The 22,672-nt window shown below is 49.3% G+C and carries 15 protein-coding genes and 1 pseudogene; 6 read left to right on the forward strand and 10 right to left on the reverse strand.

All coding sequences use genetic code 11. The features are described 5' to 3' along the window. Window positions 1-53 precede the first annotated feature (53 nt). Entirely contained in the window at window positions 54-1,430 is a 1,377-nt protein-coding gene (locus R3B84_08760) for a hypothetical protein (GenBank protein ID MEZ6140648.1), read from the reverse strand. Window positions 1,431-1,913: 483 nt separating this feature from the next. Here R3B84_08760 and R3B84_08765 point away from each other — a divergent pair, with 483 nt between their 5' ends. Further along, a complete protein-coding gene (locus R3B84_08765) occupies window positions 1,914-7,091 on the forward strand; it encodes an SdrD B-like domain-containing protein (protein MEZ6140649.1) in 5,178 nt (1,725 codons plus the stop codon). Window positions 7,092-7,099: 8 nt separating this feature from the next. On the opposite strand, the gene R3B84_08770 is transcribed toward R3B84_08765, so the two are convergent. Continuing rightward, a complete protein-coding gene (locus tag R3B84_08770) occupies window positions 7,100-8,098 on the reverse strand; it encodes an NADPH:quinone reductase (GenBank protein MEZ6140650.1) in 999 nt (332 codons plus the stop codon). Window positions 8,099-8,193: 95 nt separating this feature from the next. Next, a complete protein-coding gene (locus tag R3B84_08775; GenBank protein MEZ6140651.1) occupies window positions 8,194-9,591 on the reverse strand; it encodes a hypothetical protein in 1,398 nt (465 codons plus the stop codon). A gap of 139 nt (window positions 9,592-9,730) precedes the next feature. Between R3B84_08775 and R3B84_08780 the strand changes: the two genes are divergently transcribed. The 4 genes from R3B84_08780 (at window position 9,731) to R3B84_08795 (ending at window position 14,608) form a co-directional block, all read left to right on the forward strand. Then, a complete protein-coding gene (locus R3B84_08780) occupies window positions 9,731-10,540 on the forward strand; it encodes a DUF1080 domain-containing protein (GenBank protein ID MEZ6140652.1) in 810 nt (269 codons plus the stop codon). A 90-nt stretch (window positions 10,541-10,630) separates the two neighbouring features. Then, window positions 10,631-11,032, forward strand: coding sequence for a BlaI/MecI/CopY family transcriptional regulator (locus tag R3B84_08785; protein MEZ6140653.1), 402 nt, complete (start codon window positions 10,631-10,633; stop codon window positions 11,030-11,032). Continuing rightward, window positions 11,029-12,774, forward strand: a complete 1,746-nt coding sequence (locus R3B84_08790; protein ID MEZ6140654.1) for a M56 family metallopeptidase — start codon at window positions 11,029-11,031, stop codon at window positions 12,772-12,774. The genes R3B84_08785 and R3B84_08790 overlap by 4 nt, the downstream gene beginning before the upstream one ends. 268 nt (window positions 12,775-13,042) lie before the next feature. Beyond that, window positions 13,043-14,608 carry a BBP7 family outer membrane beta-barrel protein gene (locus R3B84_08795; GenBank protein MEZ6140655.1) on the forward strand — a complete coding sequence of 522 codons (1,566 nt, stop codon included), beginning with the start codon at window positions 13,043-13,045 and terminating at the stop codon, window positions 14,606-14,608. Window positions 14,609-14,647: 39 nt separating this feature from the next. On the opposite strand, the gene R3B84_08800 is transcribed toward R3B84_08795, so the two are convergent. The 3 genes from R3B84_08800 to R3B84_08810 all read right to left on the reverse strand — a co-directional run bounded on the left by R3B84_08800 (window position 14,648) and on the right by R3B84_08810 (window position 18,488). Continuing rightward, window positions 14,648-16,228, reverse strand: a complete 1,581-nt coding sequence (locus tag R3B84_08800) for an NAD(P)/FAD-dependent oxidoreductase (protein ID MEZ6140656.1) — start codon at window positions 16,226-16,228, stop codon at window positions 14,648-14,650. A gap of 129 nt (window positions 16,229-16,357) precedes the next feature. Further along, window positions 16,358-17,296, reverse strand: a complete 939-nt coding sequence (locus R3B84_08805; protein ID MEZ6140657.1) for an SPFH domain-containing protein — start codon at window positions 17,294-17,296, stop codon at window positions 16,358-16,360. Between the two features lie 466 nt (window positions 17,297-17,762). After that, window positions 17,763-18,488 carry an SDR family oxidoreductase gene (locus R3B84_08810; GenBank protein MEZ6140658.1) on the reverse strand — a complete coding sequence of 242 codons (726 nt, stop codon included), beginning with the start codon at window positions 18,486-18,488 and terminating at the stop codon, window positions 17,763-17,765. A 103-nt stretch (window positions 18,489-18,591) separates the two neighbouring features. Here R3B84_08810 and prfB point away from each other — a divergent pair. Beyond that, window positions 18,592-19,708 (forward strand): peptide chain release factor 2 gene (gene prfB, locus R3B84_08815; protein ID MEZ6140659.1). Its coding sequence is split into 2 segments (ribosomal slippage): window positions 18,592-18,660 and window positions 18,662-19,708, totalling 1,116 coding nucleotides; the frame shifts between segments, so codons are not numbered across the junction. 40 nt (window positions 19,709-19,748) lie between these two features. On the opposite strand, the gene R3B84_08820 is transcribed toward prfB, so the two are convergent. The 4 genes and pseudogenes from R3B84_08820 to R3B84_08835 form a co-directional block, all read right to left on the reverse strand. Further along, window positions 19,749-20,171, reverse strand: a complete 423-nt coding sequence (locus R3B84_08820; protein ID MEZ6140660.1) for a hypothetical protein — start codon at window positions 20,169-20,171, stop codon at window positions 19,749-19,751. Next, window positions 20,171-20,947: pseudogene (locus tag R3B84_08825) on the reverse strand (DUF1559 domain-containing protein). The gene R3B84_08820 and the pseudogene R3B84_08825 overlap by 1 nt, the downstream one beginning before the upstream one ends. A 108-nt stretch (window positions 20,948-21,055) precedes the next feature. After that, complete coding sequence (locus R3B84_08830; GenBank protein MEZ6140661.1) at window positions 21,056-21,958, reverse strand: biotin-dependent carboxyltransferase family protein; 903 nt, start codon at window positions 21,956-21,958, stop codon at window positions 21,056-21,058. Next, window positions 21,955-22,671, reverse strand: a complete 717-nt coding sequence (locus R3B84_08835; GenBank protein ID MEZ6140662.1) for a LamB/YcsF family protein — start codon at window positions 22,669-22,671, stop codon at window positions 21,955-21,957. The genes R3B84_08830 and R3B84_08835 overlap by 4 nt, the downstream gene beginning before the upstream one ends. Window position 22,672 lies beyond the last annotated feature (1 nt).

A 22,672-nucleotide genomic window follows, 5' to 3' on the forward strand; every position in this document is an offset into this window, starting at 1 on the left:
AATGAATCTTCAAAAAAACAGTCGAAGCCCGATCCCCCAGGCCTACGACTCGTTTAGCGTGTTCCAATAGTCAACAGCACGGCGTGTTCCACCTGTTTGCCGGTGGGTTGATCCTTAATCCGCAACACCAACTGGTAATCACCCGCAGGCAGTTTCGGATCAAGAACAAAGCGGTACGCACGATAAAAGTCGCGTGGGATATTCGAAAACTGTTCCACAGGCTCATGAATCGCCCGCGAAGGTTTCCATACCACCATTCCCGCGGCATTTCGCAGTTCCATTTCGCTGGCTAGTACCACCTGAAACTTGCCAGAGCGGGCATCGTGAATGCAACTGAAGTTTTCGAGTTCGGCATACAGATAAGCCATGTCTCCTGGATGAAAACGATACCCGGCAGGCACAGGCGTGTGGTTGGCATAACTTCGCACATCCCGACACAAACAGACATTTTTTGCTTGAAGCGATGCCCGGGCTCGCAGAATTTCACAAACTGGTTTAATATCGGCCAACATGCGATCTGCCTGAGCAGTTGAAACTGCCTGCAGATCATAATGACCAATCTGGTGCGTCAGAGGAAGCAATCGAGACAATACATGCCGGTTGATTGCAGGTAAATTCTGCAAAGCTTCGTTCGCATGTTCGATGTCCCCTTGCTCAACAAAACGCAGTGCATTGACCAGGTGAGAATCGTGTGCTGTAGGGCCGATACGATTGGTTTCCACGACCAGCTTTGGTGGCAACTCATCCTGTTTGTGGGAATCTCGCTTACTGTGAGGTTGCTGAGAATCACCAATCACGCTTGGTGATGGTAATTCAGGCAACTTTTCTTCTGGTAACTTTGGGTAATCTGGTGCGGTAAAAGGAGCTGTTGGTTGCGCTGTTACTGCAGGTGCCTCACTCGCCGCAGGTGGCATCATTACTGGTGCAGCAGAAGGCAGCTCATGGTTCGTGGTGCGGATCGTTGGCCATTCTGGCTTAATAATCCCATCCTTATCCGGCACAGGTAGCTTTTTATTCGTCGGAAACGTGGGGATCGGCTGGACAGGCGGTTCGAGCCGGGCTGGATAAGTATCGATTGGTCTGATCGGAGGTTGTACCAGATTAGCAGCCGGACTGATTGGTGCTGGTGTTGGTCTTACAGCCGGCACTGGCGCTGCAGGTGACTTCGCTGGCACGTCCGCTTTCGGTTTTGGCGTGGGTGGGCCTGGCAATGGAGGCGGTGGTGTGGGTTGTTCGGATCGGTTTTCAGCAAACCCCACTCGCTGCATTTGCGGAATTTGATCTGGTGGGATCGTACGGTTTGGCTGCACGACGACCGAGCGCGTAGGGCGATAGTCATGTACCATATCGTGGTGAGTGCGAGATACATTACATGCTGGGAGCATTAACAATGCCAGCAACATCATGTTGGTTCGATTTCGTCGAGACATCCGTGACCTCGCAACCAAAAAACTATCCAATCCAAGTAGAACCGGTGGGAATAACTACTTTTGCTAATGACGCAAGGCAAACTTCAGGAAAATCAGAACATGTTCAGGAAAAACTTTTGTGAAAACTAACTTCAGCGAATCACCCCACCTGGGCAGGATTCCTGACTTACCAAATTGAATGCCACAGATGAAAAACGGACGCCGACATATTAACAAACAAACGATTGTCAGAGTTTTGGTGTGTCGGAAGAATAAAAACTACTAAAGAAGATGAACTATTTTTCATAAACTGTTTTTCTTAAACAAATCTTCACGAAAAACATCGGTTGTTACTTTGGGTAGAATTAAATTGTGCTCAGACGGTAAAATCAGCCCAAATTACCAAAATTAACAGCTATTGCCCACTACTTCTTGCTAGCGAGCGCTTGTAATTACCCCTACTATATGCTAATGCAATGGCGCGAACTTCAATGAGGCGGATTGATGAACTGGTTCTCACAGAAAGCTACTACCCACACAAAAATAGACAAAACCATCCGATTAGCTCTTGATTTGCTGGAAAATCGTGAAGTTCCATCGGTATCAGGGACGGTTTTTCGCGATTACAACCTGAACGGTGCCATCGATGCCAATGAACCCGGCGTTTCCGGGGTGGTGATTACGGCGTTCGATTCGACTGGTGCGGCGATTGAAACTGCCACAACCAACGCTGCCGGGCAATATCTGTTAAATACGAATCTCAGTGATGTGCGGTTGTCCTTTGCTGCATTGCCCGCTTTTGTGCGTGCCAGTCGGGCGAACAATGCCGCTGGATCCACGATTCAGTTTGTCGATGCCTCGACGAATCCCACCAATGTGAATCTTGGCGTGAACAATGTCGCCCAGGTGGTTCAAGGCACCCCCACGCTGGTGGTCAACAGTTACGTTTATGATTCTGCACGTACTGGAGGGGCTCACATCGCCCAGCCAGTACTACAGGAAATTGCCTACGGGGCAAACGGTTCACCAGTTACCACCACAGATCTGGCAACTGCAAGTCAAATCGGATCCACTTGGGGGCTTTCCTACCAGAAATCGTCCGACAGCGTCTACGCATCATCTTTTCAGAAGCGCCATGCGGGTTTTGGGCCGAATGCTGCTGGTACTGCCAGCACCACGGGTGCGGTGTATCGTATTGCACGCGGCAGTGGCAACGCAGTCTCAGTTTTAATCGATCTGAATAACATTCCTGCGGGCATGATTCCCGCTGGTAGCGTTGCAGCCGATTTTGCCACCGGTGCTGACCCACATCCAACAACAGCAGAAGTTGATGGTGGGGACTGGTATCACGATACAAATTCCTATGATGCTGTCGGTAAGATTGCACTGGGAGATATGGATATCTCTGACGATGGCCGCACGTTATATACGGTGAATCTGGCCACGCGGGAATTGATCGAAATTCCGATCAATCTGGATGGATCTCTTGATACTACCAGAACTCTGCGGCGAACGGCAATTCCACTGATCAATCCCACCGGCAGCGGTATTACTTCGTTTAACGCAAATGACCTGCGACCATTCGCTATTGGTGTGCGTGATGGTGCGGTATTTGTGGGGGTAACCTACACCGCCCAAACATCCGGCGTGGCAGCAGATCTGCGGGCGTTTGTATATGCCTTTAACCCCGCAACGGGCACGTTTGCTTCTTATAATCAGGCAACTTCCACCTTTACCGCAGATCCATTAGCCCCAGTGGTGAATCTGGATCTGACCTATACCCGCGGCACCATTGATAGTGGCCCACCAGCAGCACCCGGGAACTGGCGGGCATGGTCGGGTACATTTGCCGCACAGCCGGGTTCCGATCCAATCTTTGTCACTAACCCACAACCCTGGTTGACAGACATCGATTTCGACAACAATGCCATGATTCTGGGTCTCCGCGATCGATATGGCGATCAGGGTGGCTATTTCACAGGCAACACCGATAGCAACGCATTAGACGATACCTTTGTTTTCATTGGTGGTGGGGATATTCTGCGGGCAACCCCGAACGGCACTGGTGGCTGGGGAAGTGAAAGTAACGGCACCGCAGGCACCGTCACCACCGGTGGCGCAGGCAACGGTCAAGGACCGGGTGGTGGAGAGTTCTACTTCCAGGATAGTTTTACCACCGTATCACAGGAAATTTCTACCGGTGGTCTGGCTCAAGTACCAGGTTTCCCCACCGTGGCCTTAACGGGAATCAACCCAGTCAGTGCGTTCAGTGGTGGCGTCTTTACTTTCAGTAATATTGATGGTACACGGATTTCGGGTGGCCAAATATATCTCAGCGATATCAGCACCCAGGCCAATCCACCAAAGTTTGGAAATGCCAATGGCGTGGGCGACTTGGAAGCGATTATCGCACCTCTGAATACTCGTCAGATTGGCAACCGTGTTTTTGATGATCTGGATGGAGATGGTATTCAGGATGCCAATGAACCAGGTATCGCCGGAGTGGTGGTACAACTGTTCAATGGTGCCACGCTGCAAAACACCGTGACTACGAATGCCATAGGTGAATACTATTTTGACGATTTACCACCAAACACCGCATTAGAAGTTCGAATTGACACCACTCAGACTGCGTTAGGTGGGCGAAATTTATCGCCGACTGGCGCTGGCACTGAAGATCAACTTGACTCAGATGCCACCTTGACGGGAACCACCGCCATTGCAGCGGTGACTACGCCTGTGGATGGTATTGTTGATCATTCGATTGACTTTGGCTTTTCCCCTGCTGGCCCCACGCTAACCCTGGGTGATCTGGTATTCCTGGATAACAACAGCAACGGCATTTTTGATGCTGGCGATGCCGGTGTTGAGAATGTCCAGGTAGTGCTTATTGATGCGTTGACCACGAATGCACTGGCAACAACAACGACTGCTGCAGGTGGCCTTTATCAGTTTGCAAACCTGGCACCGGGAAGTTATCAGGTTCAGTTACCTGCAGTCAACTTTTTGACTGGGGGTGCACTGGAAAACTTTACCAGCGCCCCACCGATTGTGGCGAATCCCGATCTGGATGTGGATAACGATAATAATGGTGTTGTATCGGGCACATTGGGTGAAGCGGGCGGTTTAGTACAAAGTGGCACGATCTTTCTGACCGCTGACGGAGAACCAAATACCGATGGTGATGCAGATGCCAATACGAATCTGACTCTTGATTTTGGTTTCGTGCCGGTGCCTCCTCCAGTCCCTTTAACCTTGGGGAATCAGGTGTGGGACGACACCAACAATGATGGTTTGTTCAACAATGCAGAAACAGGCATTCAAGGTGTGGTGCTGGAACTGCTGAATTCTGGTGGCACCCCAATTGGCACGGCGACAACCGATGCCAATGGTGAGTATTTATTCACAAATCTGTCACCAGGCACTTATACAGTGCGGTTGGTATCTGCCAACTTTACCACTGGGAACGTGCTGGAAGGGTTCACCAGCAGCACAGGAACAATTGGTTCTGCTACTGGCCCATTCGAAGGTGCAGCATCCCCAGATGCAAATCTGGATGTAGACAGTGATGACAATGGCCAGATTTCCGGCAACCTGTTGGCAGGTGGATTCATTACCAGTGGGCCAATTACATTGACCTCAGGTGGGGAGCCGACCGATGGTACCAATCCAGGCGACACCAATACAACGCTCGATTTTGGTGTGTATCGCAACTTCAGCCTCGGTAGTACGGTCTTTCTTGATACAAACGATAACGGCCTGCAAGACGTTGGGGAAACAGGCGTTCCAGGTGTTGTTGTGCGTCTTTTGGATGCTACGGCGACCACTGAAATCCTGCAAACCACCACCAATGCAAATGGCGATTATCTGTTTGACCACCTTCCTGCTGGTGAATACGTTGTGGAATTGGCAGCAGCGAATTTCAATACAGGTGGGGTATTATTTGGTTTTGATTCCAGCACTGGTGGTGTGGGTTCACCATTTGAAGGTGCCAACACGCCTGATCCTGATCTGATTCTCACCGATGGCGATGACAATGGCACCACCATTGGAACGTTAGGCAGTGGCGGTTCGATTCAATCGTTGCCAGTAACACTGGGACCAACTGCCAACGCACCCACTGGGGAAGTGGGTGGGCTGCCTGCTGCAGCGCCTGATAATCAAAGTAACCAGACTGTCGATTTTGGTGTGGTGGGCACCCCAGGTTCGAGTATCGCAGGTCGCATTTTCCTCGATTACAACAACAATGGTGTGTTTGATACGGTGGATGTGGGAATCCAGAATGCCGAAGTAGTTTTGACTGGCGGCAATTTAACGGGTCCGATTACCGCCACTTCGGATGTCGATGGAAATTACATCTTCGACAATCTGCAGGCAGGAACGTATACGCTGGTGCAAACACAGCCAGCCACTCCTGCGAATGTAGATGGCTTAACCATTGCCGGATCTTCAGGCGGCACGGTCACACCGAATCAGATCGCTGGTATTACATTACCTGTATTTACGGATGCAATTGGCTATACCTTTGCAGAGATTCCTCTGACAACATTGTCCGGAACGGTTTTCCTGGATGATGACAATGACGGCATTTTGAACGGTACAGATACAGGAATTGCAAATGTGATCGTGTCGCTCGTGGGCACATCGGTATCTGGCACCACAGTAAATCTGCAGGCAACTACCGACGCCACTGGAACCTACACGTTTACCAACGTGTTACCAGGTATTTACACACTTACAGAGACCCAGCCAGTAGGATTCCTGGATGGGATCGATACCAATGGTACCCCCGCAGCAGCTACTGTGACTAATGACTCGTTAGCGGGAATCGATTTACGCACCATTAACACACCAGCAACGGGCTTCAACTTTGCAGAAATTGCACCCGGTAGCCTCTCTGGAACGGTATTTGTCGATGAAAACACCGATGGGGTTCTGACGACTGGCGAAACTGGCATTCCTGGGGTGTCTCTGCAACTGACAGGCACCGATGATCTGGGTGCGGTTGATCTGAGCACTGTCACTGATGCCAACGGCGAGTATTCCTTCACAGACCTGCGACCTGGCACTTACACAATTACTCAGGTGCAACCGCCATTCTTCGCAGATGGACAGGAAACCGTGGGCAGTCTAAGTGGGTTGAATACCACTAACGATGTGATTTCATCGATCACCCTGCCAATCGGTGGGGCAGGTACTGGCTACAATTTTGGTGAAGTTGCGGTGCCAAATGTGGCAATCATCCAGACTTTCAGCCAATCCAGCTTCCGTCGTGGGCAAAACTTTACGATTCGTTACCAGGTAACAAATAATTCCACTCAAATCGCCAGCAACGGAACGGTTCAGTTGAATCTCGGTGGGCTGACCTTCAATTCCATTGTAAGTTCCAGCAATGGGTTATTTGATCCCACTGGGGCAATCTGGGATCTCGATGACCTGGCACCAGGTGAATCAGCCGTGTTGGAATTATCTGTGTTTATCCCGTTTGAAGGTGTTTACACCCCCACCGCGACGGTCAGTGGCGTAACGGATGAACTGAACCTGACTGATAACACAGCATCGGCAACAATTATTGCGGCAGGTGATCCCCCACCTGTGGCACCAACTGGCCCGGTGATTACCAGTGCCAGCCAGGCTTCGATGTTTACCTTCCTATCATCCAGTTTACGAAATCGACGGTAAGTTCTTATTCAGTCTACAGTTAGCACGATTTTTCCCGTCAACGTGCCCGCCCCTTGCAGGGTATTTTCTTCCTGCAGGCGGTGGGCTGCCTGACATTCTGACAGTGGCATGACTTTGCCAATCAATGGTTTCAATTTGCCTGATGACAACCACTCATTAATATCAACAGCACATTTCTGCTGCTCTTCAGGTGGGAACTGAAACATGGCAAAGCCATACAATGTCAAACATTTCACATAAAAGGGCCCGTGCGGGAAAGGCGGCTTTGCAGTGCGGCCTGCCATGGCAATCATTCTGCCCCGCAGGCGCATGGAACTCACCATTTTCTCATAATCTGGTTCTCGTAATGTTTCATACCAGATGTGCAACCCCTGTTGCTGGGTAAAGTCCTGAATTGCTGCCCCGATGTCCTCGGTGCGGTAATTTATCGTGCGGGTGGCCCCAAGTTCTTTTGCCAGTGCTTCTTTCTCTTCATTGCCGCAAGTGCAGGCCACATAAGCATTTCGGCATTTCGCCATCTGTACAACCATCGCACCAACGCCACCGGTGCCACCGTTGACAAATACGTACTCTCCCGCCTGCACATTCGCCAGATACACCAGGCCCAGGTGGGCAGTTATTCCCACCAACGCTGTTGCAGCTGCCACCTCATCCGAAACACCATCTGGAATGGCGTACAAATACGCTTCGTTGACAGCGGCATATTCCGCAAAGGTGCCTTGCCTTCCCAACAGGCCCTGATTGGAGCCCCAGACGCGGTCGCCAGGCTGGAACTTCTGGCATCCTGGTCCAACGGCTTCAACCACACCGGCAAGATCGCATCCAGGGATCGTTGGCTCCGGACGGGCCATCGGAACAGCCCCACTACGGATGTAAGTATCTATTGGATTGACACTTACGGCCTTTACCCGAACCAATACTTCACCTTGGCCCGGAGTGGGTGTGGGCAGTTCGCCCCACGTCAGTACTTCCGGTCCACCCACTTGGGTGTAAAAAACTGCTTTCATGGACTTCCCCTGTCTTTGTTCGTGAATATGCTACGCATCTTGATTCGAAAATCAGCCACGATTTCGTTTCTCGGCTGATCTGCAAAGATCACCTTTCATTTTCCGTTTCTTGTCACTTGGGCCGTCTTGATGCGTGGATCGTTCAAGTCAAGTCGATAAAGCACCTGGTTATAATCATACCTTGGGGTCGGTCGTGGTTTATTGGCGAATTGTTGCGTATAGGTGCCTTCAAAATAGAGATATTGACCGTGAGATAGTTCAGCATGTACGCGGGGGTTGTAAAACGTGTAGTTCTGGTGGGAGAGAATCTTAACTGCATTTCCCCAAGGGCCAAACGGCGATTCTGCTTCCGCATACCACAATTCACCAAATGCCGATGGCCTCCCAAACTTTTCCATAAAAACAGTTACCCAACACTCGCGGTGGGGGTTCCAGGCAATCGAGCCGCTGTGTGGGATCACTTTCATTTCTTTTTCATCTTTCAGTGACTTCGGTACCTCGATTTGCTCCCACGTTGCAGGGGTGCTCCAATCTGCAAAGGTGGCTTTGCACCGCATTGTGGGCAGCGGATTGCCAAACAAAATCCATTTCTGTTTCTTTTCATCCTGCCAGTACACCACATGTCCTTCCAGCACTTTTGGTGGCGGTTCTTTGGTTCGATGTTTATTCCATAACACCTGATGCGGTGTAAACTCTTCTTTCAGTTCATCCCACACGCACTGTCCATATTCATAAACATCCAGAAAGTTTTCAATCTTGGTATAGGTGGCAACCAGTTTTTCTTTTCCATCGGAATCTGCAATCACCGTTATCCCGGTTATCCACGTGGGGCCTTTGCCAGGCATCGGTGCGACACCTTTCACTTTTTTCTCAGAACTTTGAAAGTATTGGTACTTCGGCTGCAAAGGTCGTTTCAGATCCCAGTGAGGTTCGGTCATGGCTGCAGAACTATGAAAAATTCCTAATGGATAATGCCTTAGCGTGGTATCGCCCCACAGCCAGAAGAGTTTTTTCTGGTAACGCACCATTTGTACGCTGTCGCACCCCACAATCTGGTGGGGATTGGCTTCTGTAACGTGTTGCCATTTCGAAGATTCCGCAAGCAATCCCCCACCTGTTAGACGGCCGATTCGTTCTGAAATGCTGGTTCGTGAAATTTCGATCTGCAGCTCCTGGTCTAATTTTGGTGTGGTGCGAAAGCCCCGCATGCCAAACCCATCTGCTTTGATCTCGTAGCCAGGGCTGCTCACTGTGAACCAGGTTTCTTTACCCAGCAAATCTGGTTGGTCGATTGCCACCACACCCGCATTATCGGTCACAAACAATTGCTCGTCGGTAGTTGTCAGATGTACCAGGCAAACGGGTTGTTTGTTTGCCACATCCACCACAGTTATTTTGAAAGGCTTCGCGAAACTGGTGCTGCCAAGCATCAAACATAACGCAAAACAAAGGTGAACAATAATTAATTGTTGTTTCACAGTTCTTTTCTTCATTTCGAAATCATTTCACCGCCATTCTATGGCATGTCAATTGAATTTTGTGATGTGCCAACAAGTTCAACAATGAGAATTTCTTTACTTTTGTACTCCCCTGTGGGATAGTAAACACCTATCAATCGAGTGAGTTCACACCATGAAAAATAGTCCGCTTGCCGCAGTTCTGTTGATCTTTTTCACCTCATTTTCCATAGCTGCAGATCCGCAATCCCCCACCAAAAAGATCAACTTGCTGAATGCGAAAGACCATGGCGGCTTGAGCACCTGGTTGCGTGGTTCTGAGACCAAAGACCCGAAAGGCGTGTTCCAGATCCGCGATGGCCAGTTGCACGTTTCCGGTGATGGCTTTGGTTACATCGCCACCAAAGAACAGTGGGCAAACTATCGCCTGAACCTGGAATACCGTTGGGGCAAAAAGACCGATGGTGGCAAGTATGTGCGTAATTCTGGCTTACTGCTGCATTGTGCCACCAAAGATGGTGGGGCAGGTGGTACCTGGCCTGCGTGCATCGAATGCCAATTAGCCCAGGGATGTGTGGGCGATCTGATCATCATTCGTGGCAAAGATCACCTCGATCAACCAGTTCCTGTCTCATTCACAACCACGACAAGCACCGATCCTTCTGGCAGAAGACACCGATGGGATCCGAACGGTAAGATGCAGCAATTCCCACCAGCACGTGGGCAATTATGGTGGAATAACCACGATTGGGATTTCAAAGAGTTGCTGGATACAAATGGAAAAAACGATGTCGAAAGCAAAAAAGATGACTGGACTCGACTGGAATGTATTTCAGACAAAGACACGATTTCCATTTCGGTGAACGGTCATCAAGTGAATCAGGTTTCCAAAGTATTCCCCACCGCGGGGCGAATTGCAGTTCAGTGTGAAGGCTTTGAACTTTTCGTCCGTACGTGGGAAATCATGCCGCTGAGCGCAAAATAAACCAACTTGTTACAAAGTGTTGACATTTCCTCTTGCATCACAAGACAGAATGTCTTATGATCTAAGACAGAATGTCTTATGGATATATTGATGGCACGTTCTCCGAAAGATGTTACGAACAGTGAACTTGCAGTGCTACAGGTGCTTTGGAATCGTGCACCGGCAACCCTGCGACAGATTGTGGATGAGTTAGCTACTGATTCTCAGCCGATGCAAGCCAGCACGGTGTTAAAATTGCTGGAACGACTGGAAGCGAAAGGCTGGGTGGTGCGGGATAAATCGTCCTCAGTACAGTTTTTTTCCCCCACAGCAGAAAAGGACCAATTGATCGGCCAACGCCTGCAGGGAATTGCGGAGCAATTGTGCGAAGGTTCGGTAGCACCGCTGTTGAGCCAACTCGTTAAGGGACAACAACTTACAGAAACAGACCGCAAGATGTTGCGAGATCTGATTCAGGAACTTGATGGCCATCAGCCAGGTGAAACACCATGATTGACACAATCCTGGACACCACCTTGAATCATGCAATCAGCACCAGCGTGCTGATCGTGGTGGTAATGTTGGTCAATTTATGCATCCGCCACCCGGGAATCCGTTACGCACTGTGGTTCGTGGTACTGTTGAAGTTTATCACCCCACCGATCTGGCAGATTACAGTGGGAAGCAGCAGAATCATGGGGGAAGTTTCGCCACCTGAACAGGTGGTGCCGCAGTATGCAATTCCCGAAGTGATTTCCAGTACTGTTCCCACCAGCACAGAACCTGCGGAATTTTTCGATTGGCAAGAAGATTGGGAGGAACTTGAAACTATACCAGCAGATGCTACTGCCAGTGAACCGAAAATTGCTCATTTAGTACCAGAGATCGCGCCAAATCAAGTGGAACGCGCCATAAAGATGAGTGATTCCTCATGGTCGGCTTCGTGGGCTGGGGCAAAGAAAATTCTGCTGGTTGTCTGGGGATTAGGTAGCCTGGCACTGATCTGGCAGGTGTTTATCCGTCGTCGAAAAATGAATCTCATGCTGAAAATGTCAGGTGAAGCGTCAGGATTTGTACAGCAAATTGCCGCAAGTGTGGCACAGCAATTAAAACTGAAGCATTTGCCGAAAATTATATTAGCACCTGGTAATATAACACCTGCATTATATTCCCCCAGCCCACGTGGGAAGGATTGTGCGTTGTTATTGCCAATGCAATTGGTGCAAACTCTTCCTGTAGAACAACTTAAGGTAATTATTGCCCACGAATTGGTGCATTTTCAGCGAAAAGACTACATGGTTCGCTGGCTGGAACTGTGCGTGCAAACAATGTTCTGGTGGCACCCTTTGCTGGTTTTGGTTCGCACACACTTACGTCAGAATGAGGAAGCAATTTGCGATTTGCAGGTTGTTCATATTTTTGGCTGCCGCACAGTGTATGCCACGGCAATTTTGGAATCCGCATCATTCGCTGGGAATGGTGGGCTGTCACACTCCATGGTTAGTGGTTTTGGGACAGTCAGTAATCTCAGAAGGAGAATAAAGATGGTGATGAAAGGGAATTGGAAAGGAAAAATGTCCCGCTGGACATTTGCAACAATTTGTACAGTAGGACTGATTGGATTCAGTTCCAATCTGCAGCTTGCAGGCGATGAACCTGGTAAAAAAGGTGATCGTCCTGCACCTCGCGAGGGAGATCGACCTGGAAACCCTGATCGCCCGCGTGACGGGGATCGACCTAATCCAGAACGTCCCAGAGACGGTGATCGGCCTAACCCGGAACGCCCACGCGATGGCGATCGACCTAATCCAGAACGTCCCAGAGACGGTGATCGGCCTAACCCAGAACGCCCACGCGATGGGGAGAAGCCTGGGCCCGATTTGAACCTGTCACCAGTTCAATTGCAAAAATTGCGTGCCGAACTGGAAGCCGCACGTGCAAGAGCTGCTGAAGCGATGGCTCAAGTGCGTGAAATTGAAAGTTTGTTAATGCGTGCACAAGGTTTACCTCCACGAGGAGAACGGCCTCGTGAAGGAGACCGGCCTGGCAATTTGGAACGTCCACGAGACGGTGATCGACCAAACCCAGAACGCCCACGTGAGGGAGATCGTCCCGGAATTGGCAATTTGCGTGTGCCTAACCCGCCAATTGCAGACTTGCAACGACAGATGGAAGAAATGCGTCGAAGCATGGAAGAGATGCGGAGAATGATGGAAGAATTTCGCCGTGGCGTACGCCCACCGGAAAAGAAATAGCAGATTTTCAGCTTCTTTGGAATGAAACTTATCCCCCTTCGCTGTATTGCCTGTTCTTCCACACCTAGCCAAACTGACTAATTCTTAATAATTTCTGAAGGTTTGCACAATTTACGTGGTTTAGGAATTGTTTCGAGTGTACCGATTATTCATTTTGTGCCGAATTGTGTAATGATGCACCTTCTTCTGGTCGATTTAAGGAAAGATAATTATTGCCTGCTTTTCTTGATGATGAAAAAAGCAGCATGCGGACAATGGAGTGGGAGTTATGCGCAAAGGACTGGTGGGAATCCTGGCAGTGATCGTCATGGGAAGCGGTTTGCTTCATGGCCAAGTGCCTCCTGGTGCACCGGGAGGTTTCGATCCGAATATGCCTCCGGGAGGCGGTTTTGATCCCAGTATGGGGATGCCTCCTGGTGGGTTTGATCCCAGCATGGGTATGCCCCCTGGCACCGGTTTTCAAACACCGGAAGGGAACCCGATTATTGTCCCACAAGGTTTCGATGGCTACATGCCAAATAGCTTCCCCGATCCAACAGGTGCCCCACCCAACGCGGATACACGGTACACCTGGACGAACGTTATCGCTTCTTCTTTCTGGGTGAAAGTAGATTATCTTTTGTGGTTGCCGAAAAGCGTGCAGTTCAATTTTCCTGTTATTACCACAGGACCAGGTGGTTCTACGCTTGCTGTCGGTCAGCCAGGTGTGACAACAGTACTCGGAAATGAAAACGTAAGTTATGGTGCAACCAGTGGTTTTCGCTTTACTGCGGGGTTGTTTCTAGATCAGGATGCTCGATTTGGAGTCGAGGCAAGTTACTTGTTCAATGAAAGTCAATCGGAATCGGCAGGCGTCAGTTCAAGCACTGGTGGTTTACCCGCAACTGGCCTTGCTTTCGTCAATTCGAACACTGGCTTAAATTCTGCTTTGGTCACAACAGGAACTGGTGGGAATGGCTTTAATGTGACACCACTCGGATTTTTGGGACCATTTTTGATTACACCTACCAACACTCCTGGTACTATTGGTTATGTAAGTTCTGAATCTTCTTTCCGCTACTGGCAAGCAAGTTTGCACTCAGTGACAAACCTGTTCCGTGAGGAAATGAGTGAATCTTCTGCTTTCAGTTTGGATCTGATTGCTGGTGTCAGCTATTTTGATTTTAATGAGCACTTGAACATCCAAAGTTATGGTCGTCAGTTTATTAATACGTTTAATCCATTCGTATTAAACTTGGCTCAGTTTGCGACATTTACAACCCCTACCTTCACACGATTAGATAATGGAGTGGAAGTATATACGCAGGATTTGTTCAAAGCACATACAGTCATTCCAGCAGGCACTATTGGCTTGAGAAGCCAATATCTGTTGGGTCGCTGGTCATTGCTGGCTCAGGCAAACTTTTCGCTGGGTTATAACTTTGAACGTGTACAAGCAGAAGGCCGTACTGTAGGTGTGGCACCGGTGAATCCTGTTACGTTGCAAAATGCTGCGACGACAATTCGCAATACGAATGTGAACAACAGTGGCCTCTTTGCCAGTGGGAATAACCTTGGAACGGATCGATCAAATGCATTCTCTTACATTCCAGAAGGGAATCTGCAGCTTGGCTACCGATTTTCGCCCAACATTCGGTTGAACCTGGGTGGTAGCTTCCTCTACATGAGCCGTGTCAAACGGCCTTCTGAACTGTTCTCTAACCAGGTGAATCCTGCCTTCGCAGGTGCTCTGGGTGGCTTCGGTGGGCAAAGCACTCCGGTTGGAAGCAGCTTCAATACCACATCTAACTTCTGGATGTTGGGTGCAAATGCCGGGCTGATGTTCACCTACTAAGGTGCATTTCACCAAAGTACATCATCACTTTGGTAACCATTAAAACTTATCTTTCAGCATAACTTTTGCGGCATTCCAGCCGCACGCTCCCAGCACACCACCGCCCGGGTGGGCTGCTGCTCCGCACAAATACAATCCCTGAATTGGTGTTTTGTACTTGGCGTATCCGCCTACGGGACGCATGGAGTACATGTTCGAAAGCGACATCGCACCTTGAAAAATATTCCCACCTGTAATGCCGTAAACCCTCTCCAGATCAACTGGAGTTAGAATCTGTCGGTCTATCACCGAGGCTTTGAAGTTCGGTGCGTACTCGTTCAAAATGTCAAAGCAGCGATCAGCAAATTTTTCCCGTTCCATATCCCACGTACTGTCTTTCAGGTGGTACGGTGCGTACTGGATGAACATACTCAAAATATGTTTCCCTGCGGGTGCCAGTGTATTATCCACTGCGGTGGCCATCGTACATTCCAGCATTGGGTTTGCAGATGGCTTGCCATATTTCGCATCATCATAGGCACGTTCAATGTATTCCATTGTGGGGCAGATGTGCATTGTTCCGTGGTGCTGCGGTCCTACACCTGATCCCGGCAGGCACTTGAATTGGGGTGGTTCGCTTAGGGCCACATTAATCTTCAACGTTGCAGAGTTGTAATCGATCTGGCGAACCGTTGCGAGGAAATCGGCTGGGAGATCTGCAGCATCCATAAATTTTTCAAATGTCAAGTGGCAATCAACCGATGAAGCCACCTGATTTGCGAGCAATTCCGTGCCATCCTGTAATACCACTCCATAGGTGCTGCCATTTCTTGTGAGGATCTTGCCCACACTGGCATTGGTGCGGATTTCCGCACCATAGGAACGTGCAGCGGCTGCAATGCTGTTACTGATCTGTCCCATGCCGCCTCGAACGTAGCCCCAGACACCGCGGGCACCATCGCATTCCCCCATCACATGGTGGAACAATACATATGCAGTTCCCGGATGGGATGGGGGTGCAAACGCACCGATCACGGCATCGGTTGCCAACGTTACCTTTAACTGATCAGATTCAAACCAACGATCGAGAATCGGTGTGGCAGCGCCTGTTAATACTTCCACAGCTTCCTGAATGGTCTGCTGTCCAAGTTTGCGCATCTTCAGGCCAAGAGTACCCAGCTTCCAAAGATCACGAAAGCCGCCCAGCGGATCAGGTGGGATCTCGGTGAGCAGGGGTTCGATGACATCTGCCACACGCATCAACATCTCTTCATACTTTGGCAGTGCCTCTGCATCCTTTGCAGAGAACTTAGCAATTTCGCGGTGCGTCATTTCCTTATCCGGGCCCATCATCAGATAACGACCATCCGGAAATGGTGTAAACGACGATGGGCTGCGGGGCAGCATTTCAAAGCCGTGCTTCTTTAATTCCAGGTCGCGAATAATTTCCGGGCGTAACAAACTATTCACGTATGCTGCCGTGCTGACATGGTAGCCTGGCCAGAGTTCTTCCGTGACACAACAGCCTCCCAGCATTTCTCTCTTTTCCAATACAAGAACTTTCTTGCCTGCCTTGGCAAGGTAGGCTGCAGTTACCAGTCCGTTATGCCCACCACCGATAATAATTGCGTCGTATTTCATGAATCAATGTTGCGTGTAGAAGGATAGAACGGGCGTCCGATGCAACTATCTTAGGTTCGAACCCCAGTGGGGGCGAATCCTGGGTGAGAAAATGGGAAGGTTACGTCGAGAATTGAACGGCTAATCTGCTTAATGTGTCCCAGCACTGATCACTGGCTGGGGAACACTGTGGCTGCAAAGCACCACCAGCAAATTACTGACCATGGCTGCTTTACGCTCATCAGTCAGTTCCATCACCTTCTTCTGTGCCAGCAATTCCAATGCATGTTCCACCATACCAACCGCACCATCGACAATCTGTGCTCGGGCGGCAATAATCGCACCTGCCTGCTGGCGTTGCAACATCGCCGCCGCAATTTCCGGTGCGTATGCCAGGTGGCTGATCCGTGCTTCAATAATTTCAACACCCGCCTGACTGACGCGTTGCTGCACTTCGTATTTCAGTCGTTCAGCAATTTCTTCGATGTTACTACGCAAGGAGAACTCGCCTTCAGGCGAATCGTAGCGGTACTGCGTTGCCAGGTTCCGTAATGCGGCTTCGGATTGCATTTGCACATATTCTTCGAAATTATCCACCATAAAGACCGCTTCTGCCGTATTGATCACCTTCCACACCACGATCGCTGCAATTTCAATCGGGGTGCCATCTTTATCATTCACTTTCGAAGGTGCTCGTTTTGTTTGTGCTTCCTGCAGCACCTTACCTGCCGCATCCTTCACAGGTGGGGTTTTAGTCTGTCCGGTTTCCAGCGTCAGCACCCGCTGACTGACTTTTTGTGCCTTGTAAAACGGATTGCCATAATACAAACCAGAATCTTTCACAGTGCCAGCATATTTCCCGAACAATGTGATCACTCTTGCTTCGTTAGGGTTCACCACAATAAACCCTGCAAGCCCAAGCAACCAGAGTAGGATCAACGGAATAGCAAATACTGCTGCATGCAAGCCCGCATCAAGCAATTTTTCGTGCTGCATTATGATCAGCACTAACGCCACGGGAAACAAGGCAAAGAACACCGGAATAAACAACCAGCCATTCGCTAATCGGATTTCTTTTTCTGCCATCATGGTTCAGCCCTCTTTGTTATCTACAGGCTTATTCGCCACACAAAGTGCACCATTTTGTGATATCTGTTAATTCGAAATAAGTGCACATAAATTCACACATATACTAATATATCCTTTTGGGGGTGGCAATTGATTAACTATTTTGCAGAATTTTACAGGCCATTCGGCAATTATTTGCCGCAACCTCTTTGATTGTAAGCATTTACAATATTTTTGAGAAAAGTTATTTTTCTGTCTTTCATTCCCTTTCTTTGCAAGGAACGGGGGGTGAAGCCAGGGTGAGGTTTGTACAAGAATTGCCATATAATGAGCAAATTCTCATTTTCAGTGGTGACAAAAGAGCCGTCCCTGCCTGAAGAAACTACACGCAGGGTGCACAATTAATGCCTCACCAGCGCACAAGAAAATCAAATAATTCTTAGCCACGCTCGAATATTAAAATAAACGTGCGAATCAACACTTTCGATTAAAAGTACATCTGGCTGGTGGGTTTGATGATCAATTCTGGAATATTGACATGTTCCGGCAGACTGGCAATAAACAGAATCGCATCGGCCACGTCTTCTGGTTTCAGAATTTTCGCCCGCTGTTCTGCTGAAACCGGGGTGGGGCGTTCATCGAGGATGGGGGTGTCGATTTCCCCAGGATAAATGCTGCTGACACGAATTTTGCTTTCTAATTCTTCGTTGGCAACGCACCCTGACAAGCCGTGCAGCCCGAATTTACCCGCAGCATAACCGGGACCCGCCAGAGGGTAAGGTCTTTTCCCCGAAACAGAATTGATGTTAATGATCAGGCCAGACTGCCGCTCGATCATCTGGGGCAGCACTTCTTTCATGCAGTAGAAAACCCCGTCGAGGTTGGTACGGACCAACTGATTCCAGCTGTCGATCGTCAATTCCCGCATTTTGCGGGCTTTAATGTTAACGCCGGCATTGTTTACCAGAATGTCGATTCTGCCAAAATGGCTGTTCACTTTCTGAAATAATTGCTGCACCGCACCATAATCGGTCACATCGGTGGGCACCACCAGGATGTCATCGTGGCCTGCAGCCGTTTTCGCAAGTTTTTCCGCACTTCTGCCTGCAATGGCAACTTTAGCCCCCTGAGCATGAAATTGCAGTGCAGCCGCAGCACCGACTCCACTGCCAGCACCAGTAATCAGAACGACTTTTCCAGAGAGATTCGACATCTTTTCCCCACCTCAGGTGTGTTGAATGATTTCAATTTGACGCAGCGATTCTACAATAGCCATATGGCACGAATGTGTAGCCATTTTAGGAAAAAGGATCCCGATGAACGCAGAAACCACACGTATTGTTGAAGACTTGACCAGCCGTTTGACCCAGTTGCGAGACTCTCTTTGACATTGCTGGCAAACAAACACAAGCAGCAGCCCTGCTGGATAAACAGGCAGAACCTGGGTTTTGGGATGATAACGAAAAAGCCCAGAAAGTAATTGGCGAACAGAAAGCACTGAATGCACTGATTAAACCGTATGAAGCGGTAACCAATGCATTGAAAGATGTGGAAGCGCTTGCCGAACTGGCCGAAGAAGATCCCACTTTGGAATCGGAAATGGCAGCGGAAGTGGAACGCACCCAGAAACTGTTTGACGCTTTTGAAATTATGGCAATGATGTCGGGCAAGCAGGACAGCCGGAATGCGATTGTCCAGATCAAACCCGGTGCAGGAGGGACAGATGCCTGCGATTGGGCGGGTACGATGTACCGGATGTACATGCGGTGGGCCCAACGCCATGGTTTCACTGTTGAAGAGGACGATATTGAGCCCAACATCGAAGCGGGGATACAGAACGTTCGTTTTCGCATCATCGGCGAATACGCTTATGGCTACATGCAGGCGGAAATTGGTGTGCATCGACTGGTGCGGATCAGCCCGTTTGGCAGTGGGGATACCCGCCAGACGTCGTTTGCCGCGGTGGATGTGTTACCAGAACTGGATGATGACATAGAAATTGTGGTGCGGGAATCTGACCTGGAAGTTCAAACCTTCACTTCAGGTGGGCCGGGTGGACAGCACCAGAACAAAACCCAATCTGGTGTGCGGATTATCCACAAACCCACCAACATGCGGGCAGAAAGCCGCACGATGCGCAGTCAGCATAAGAATTACGACAATGCCCTGAAAATGCTGAAGGCTCGTCTATATGCGGTGGAAGAGGCAAAACGTCTTGGGGACATTGAAAAACACTACGATGCGAAGGGTGAAATTGCCTTCGGTAGCCAGATTCGTAGTTACATTTTTCAACCCTACACATTAGTGCGGGACGAACGCGATGGTGTGGATGTAAAAACGCCCCAGGTAATGGAAGTAATTGATGGTGACCTGGACGAGTTTATGTATGCATATTTGCGAAATCGCACGAAGAAGTTACACAAGAAAAGCTAAAAATGATTATTAACTCATTAAATTATAATTATTTAATAAGTTATTCGTTTGCCTGGGAATCAGGCACTTCAAACTTCTGATCCGAATCTTCTTTGGGAAAGTCAAAGTTGGTTACATAGGGCGCAAACAATGGCTTTCCATCAGTCAGTTCTTCACCACTTTGGTTTGCCACGATGCCATCATAACCAACGATTTTCACAATGTATGGCCCACCCACAACGCCTTTACCTTTATCCGTTTTGAATTTCCCGTTAACAATCGTGGCTCCACCACCGGGGCCTGTATTGCCTTTGGCAGTATCTGGTTCAAAAGTAATAAAGCCTTTGGGAACTGGCTTCCCTTGAAAGGTCACCATTCCTGTCACATCGTAAGTAGATCCACCACCGCCACCACAACCGAGCAGAGAGAGGGCACACGCGCTGAATAAAGACAAGACAGCACAAGTGCTTGCACGATAGAGCATTAAGGCAGACCTCCCACTTGACCACTATCGCGGCGTCCCAGGTTGCGGTACACATTCAAGTCAATCGATTCACGAACGAATTGCACGGATGCATCCCCCATGCAGAACATTGCTCCACCTGTGTGGTAGCTGCTGAAACCACGGGTATCATGCACCCCCTGCCCTGCGTGCAAGTTGATTCTTTCTTGTGCACCAGCTAAGTTTCGTGCGTATGAGCATGTATCCTGTTTGGCACTGGCACCCCAGAAAGCATTGCCGTAGCGAGATTCACCAACCAGGAATACATTTGTCGTTCCATCAGTGGCATCGGTCAAACGTACTTTGGAACCAGCATACATCATGCCACGGACATAACTGGCACGTTCATTCGCAGCACTGCATGCCGTGTTTCCGCAATCGGGTGTGGCACCACCCCCACTGACAGCGAAGTACGAACCCCAGCGTTTTTCCTGACGCACATCGGATGGGCATCGGTAAACTTTTAGTTCTCGAACAAACGCATCGTTGGGTGGTGCCATTTGATTGGAAGCTGCCTGAAAAGGCACTGTCAAATTGAACTGTCGATACAGATTTTCCTGTTCGATGTAAGGCAGCAACTGCACGGTCCAAGGTGTACCTTGGACGCCACCAGTTCGGCACCAACTGGTATTTGCAGTCGTACCTGGATTGTTTGATTCGTATCCGGAAGGCAGCCTTCCCAGAGAATCATGGTGGTTGTGTAAACCAAGGCCCAACTGCTTCAAATTGTTCGTACATGCCGAACGATTCGCTGCTTCGCGTACTTTTTGTACGGCTTCTTTTCAATTTTTCCTGTCAATAAAAAATGAAGCAAATTCATACATTTCTTTGATAAATGAAAATATTTTCATTAAATGAGATTTGTCTCATTTTCTGCTTTCAACCAACACATCTATGAATTGTGCTGCACGCAGCCGAATATCCTGAAGTGCGTTTTGTGCCTCTTCGAGAGAAACCTCTGTAAAACGTATTCGATCCCCAGGCTGCACGTGGGCAAGTTGATCGCAATCGGCCTGAATCACGTGGGCAATTTTGGGATACCCACCAATCGTCTGAGCATCCACACCCAGAATAATTGGTTGCTGATTGTGGGTGATTTGGATGGCACCCTGGGCTACAGGCTCCGAAGTCAGTTCCCCACCTTGATAAATCAGGGGTCTGCCATTCAGACGAATCCCCATCCGGTTTGATGACGCCTGAGCTATATAATCGCCAGAAAACATATCCGACAGGTTATTTTTGAACTGGTGCGTTTGCAATCCATACACCACACGCAGGTGATAGGTGTGGGAGTAAGTAAAATTCAGCCAGTCTTCAGGCAGAAATCCCTTCAACTTTGCAGATGATTCAGTTGGAGTGCGAAAAACATCGCCAGTTTTCAATGGGGAATACAACGGCCTGGAAGCTCGAAACCCGCCTGCAATGCCCATGTATGCCCGACATCCAACCTTAGGTGGCACAAATCGAACGATTTGTCCCGCAGCCACTCGAAAAAGACGATTTGTGGGGTAACGCTGTTGATCAAGAACAATCTCGAATGGTGCCCCCACAATGCCTAACGTGGCAGAGTCAGTAAATTGCAGCACAGGCCCTTGTAAGGTCATCTCCAATGCCGGCGTCCCTGGTGGATTGCCAAGCAGGTTATTCAGCATGCAAAAGGCAGTCTGATCGGCAGGCCCTTGCGGTGCGATCCCACGTGCACGCAAGCCGGGGTGCGGTTCCGCCACCAGAATCGTGGATAATCCTGGCTGAATGATTCGCATGGTCATACGAATGATTCCAATCGAATATTACGATCCAGCAGTGCTTGCCGCAGAGTCATGAGAAAGCTCTCACTTCCTGGGTGATCCCCATGCACGCACAGTGTGCGGATCTGAAAGTGATTTGTCAATTGTTCCAACTGGCGAAGACTCACCTCAACATCTGAAATGATCGCACCTGGATTTTCTCGGGATACAAGCTGAAATTTCTGATCGTACAAACGATCTGCAAAGCCTTCTGGAGCCAATTGAACTGAAGGATACAATTTTCCGAGCACCATTAACTGACCATTCGGTGGGCAAACCAATGCCAACTGGTTGATGCTGCAAAATTGCAGGGTCATTTCTGCCAACTCCGGTACCTGATTCGCCTGATGATACAAAGCACCATGTAATTTCAGATAGCGCAAAGCCCCGCCTTGCTGTTGGGCCCAGGCCTTTAGCTGCCCCACCTGATTGGAAAGTAATTCAGCAAGTTGTCGTTCGGAAATTTCCAAAGGTCGTCTGCCAAAGTGCTCTCGATCCGTATGTCCAGGGTGGGCACCAATAACCACGTTGTGCTCAACTGCTCTTGCCAATGTTCGCTGAATCTGCTCCTCACTACCTGCGTGCTCACCACAACAGATATTAGCGCTGGTGATCCACGGAATCAGCTCATCGGTGCCAGCAATCCCTTCTCCCAGATCACAGTTCAGATCAAGCAGTTCAGGCAAACCTGCCATG

Origin of the sequence: Zavarzinella sp. (assembly GCA_041399155.1) — a bacterium.
Lineage (GTDB): Bacteria > Planctomycetota > Planctomycetia > Gemmatales > Gemmataceae > JAWKTI01.

What these genes read in the sequence shown, in the direction of transcription:
- R3B84_08760 (MEZ6140648.1), bottom strand. Translation starts at nt 1,430, where the DNA reads ATGTCTCGACGAAATCGAACCAACATGATGTTGCTGGCATTGTTAATG.
- R3B84_08765 (MEZ6140649.1), top strand. Translation starts at nt 1,914, where the DNA reads ATGAACTGGTTCTCACAGAAAGCTACTACCCACACAAAAATAGACAAA.
- R3B84_08770 (MEZ6140650.1), bottom strand. Translation starts at nt 8,098, where the DNA reads ATGAAAGCAGTTTTTTACACCCAAGTGGGTGGACCGGAAGTACTGACG.
- R3B84_08775 (MEZ6140651.1), bottom strand. Translation starts at nt 9,591, where the DNA reads ATGAAGAAAAGAACTGTGAAACAACAATTAATTATTGTTCACCTTTGT.
- R3B84_08780 (MEZ6140652.1), top strand. Translation starts at nt 9,731, where the DNA reads ATGAAAAATAGTCCGCTTGCCGCAGTTCTGTTGATCTTTTTCACCTCA.
- R3B84_08785 (MEZ6140653.1), top strand. Translation starts at nt 10,631, where the DNA reads ATGGCACGTTCTCCGAAAGATGTTACGAACAGTGAACTTGCAGTGCTA.
- R3B84_08790 (MEZ6140654.1), top strand. Translation starts at nt 11,029, where the DNA reads ATGATTGACACAATCCTGGACACCACCTTGAATCATGCAATCAGCACC.
- R3B84_08795 (MEZ6140655.1), top strand. Translation starts at nt 13,043, where the DNA reads ATGCGCAAAGGACTGGTGGGAATCCTGGCAGTGATCGTCATGGGAAGC.
- R3B84_08800 (MEZ6140656.1), bottom strand. Translation starts at nt 16,228, where the DNA reads ATGAAATACGACGCAATTATTATCGGTGGTGGGCATAACGGACTGGTA.
- R3B84_08805 (MEZ6140657.1), bottom strand. Translation starts at nt 17,296, where the DNA reads ATGATGGCAGAAAAAGAAATCCGATTAGCGAATGGCTGGTTGTTTATT.
- R3B84_08810 (MEZ6140658.1), bottom strand. Translation starts at nt 18,488, where the DNA reads ATGTCGAATCTCTCTGGAAAAGTCGTTCTGATTACTGGTGCTGGCAGT.
- R3B84_08820 (MEZ6140660.1), bottom strand. Translation starts at nt 20,171, where the DNA reads ATGCTCTATCGTGCAAGCACTTGTGCTGTCTTGTCTTTATTCAGCGCG.
- R3B84_08830 (MEZ6140661.1), bottom strand. Translation starts at nt 21,958, where the DNA reads ATGACCATGCGAATCATTCAGCCAGGATTATCCACGATTCTGGTGGCG.
- R3B84_08835 (MEZ6140662.1), bottom strand. Translation starts at nt 22,671, where the DNA reads ATGGCAGGTTTGCCTGAACTGCTTGATCTGAACTGTGATCTGGGAGAA.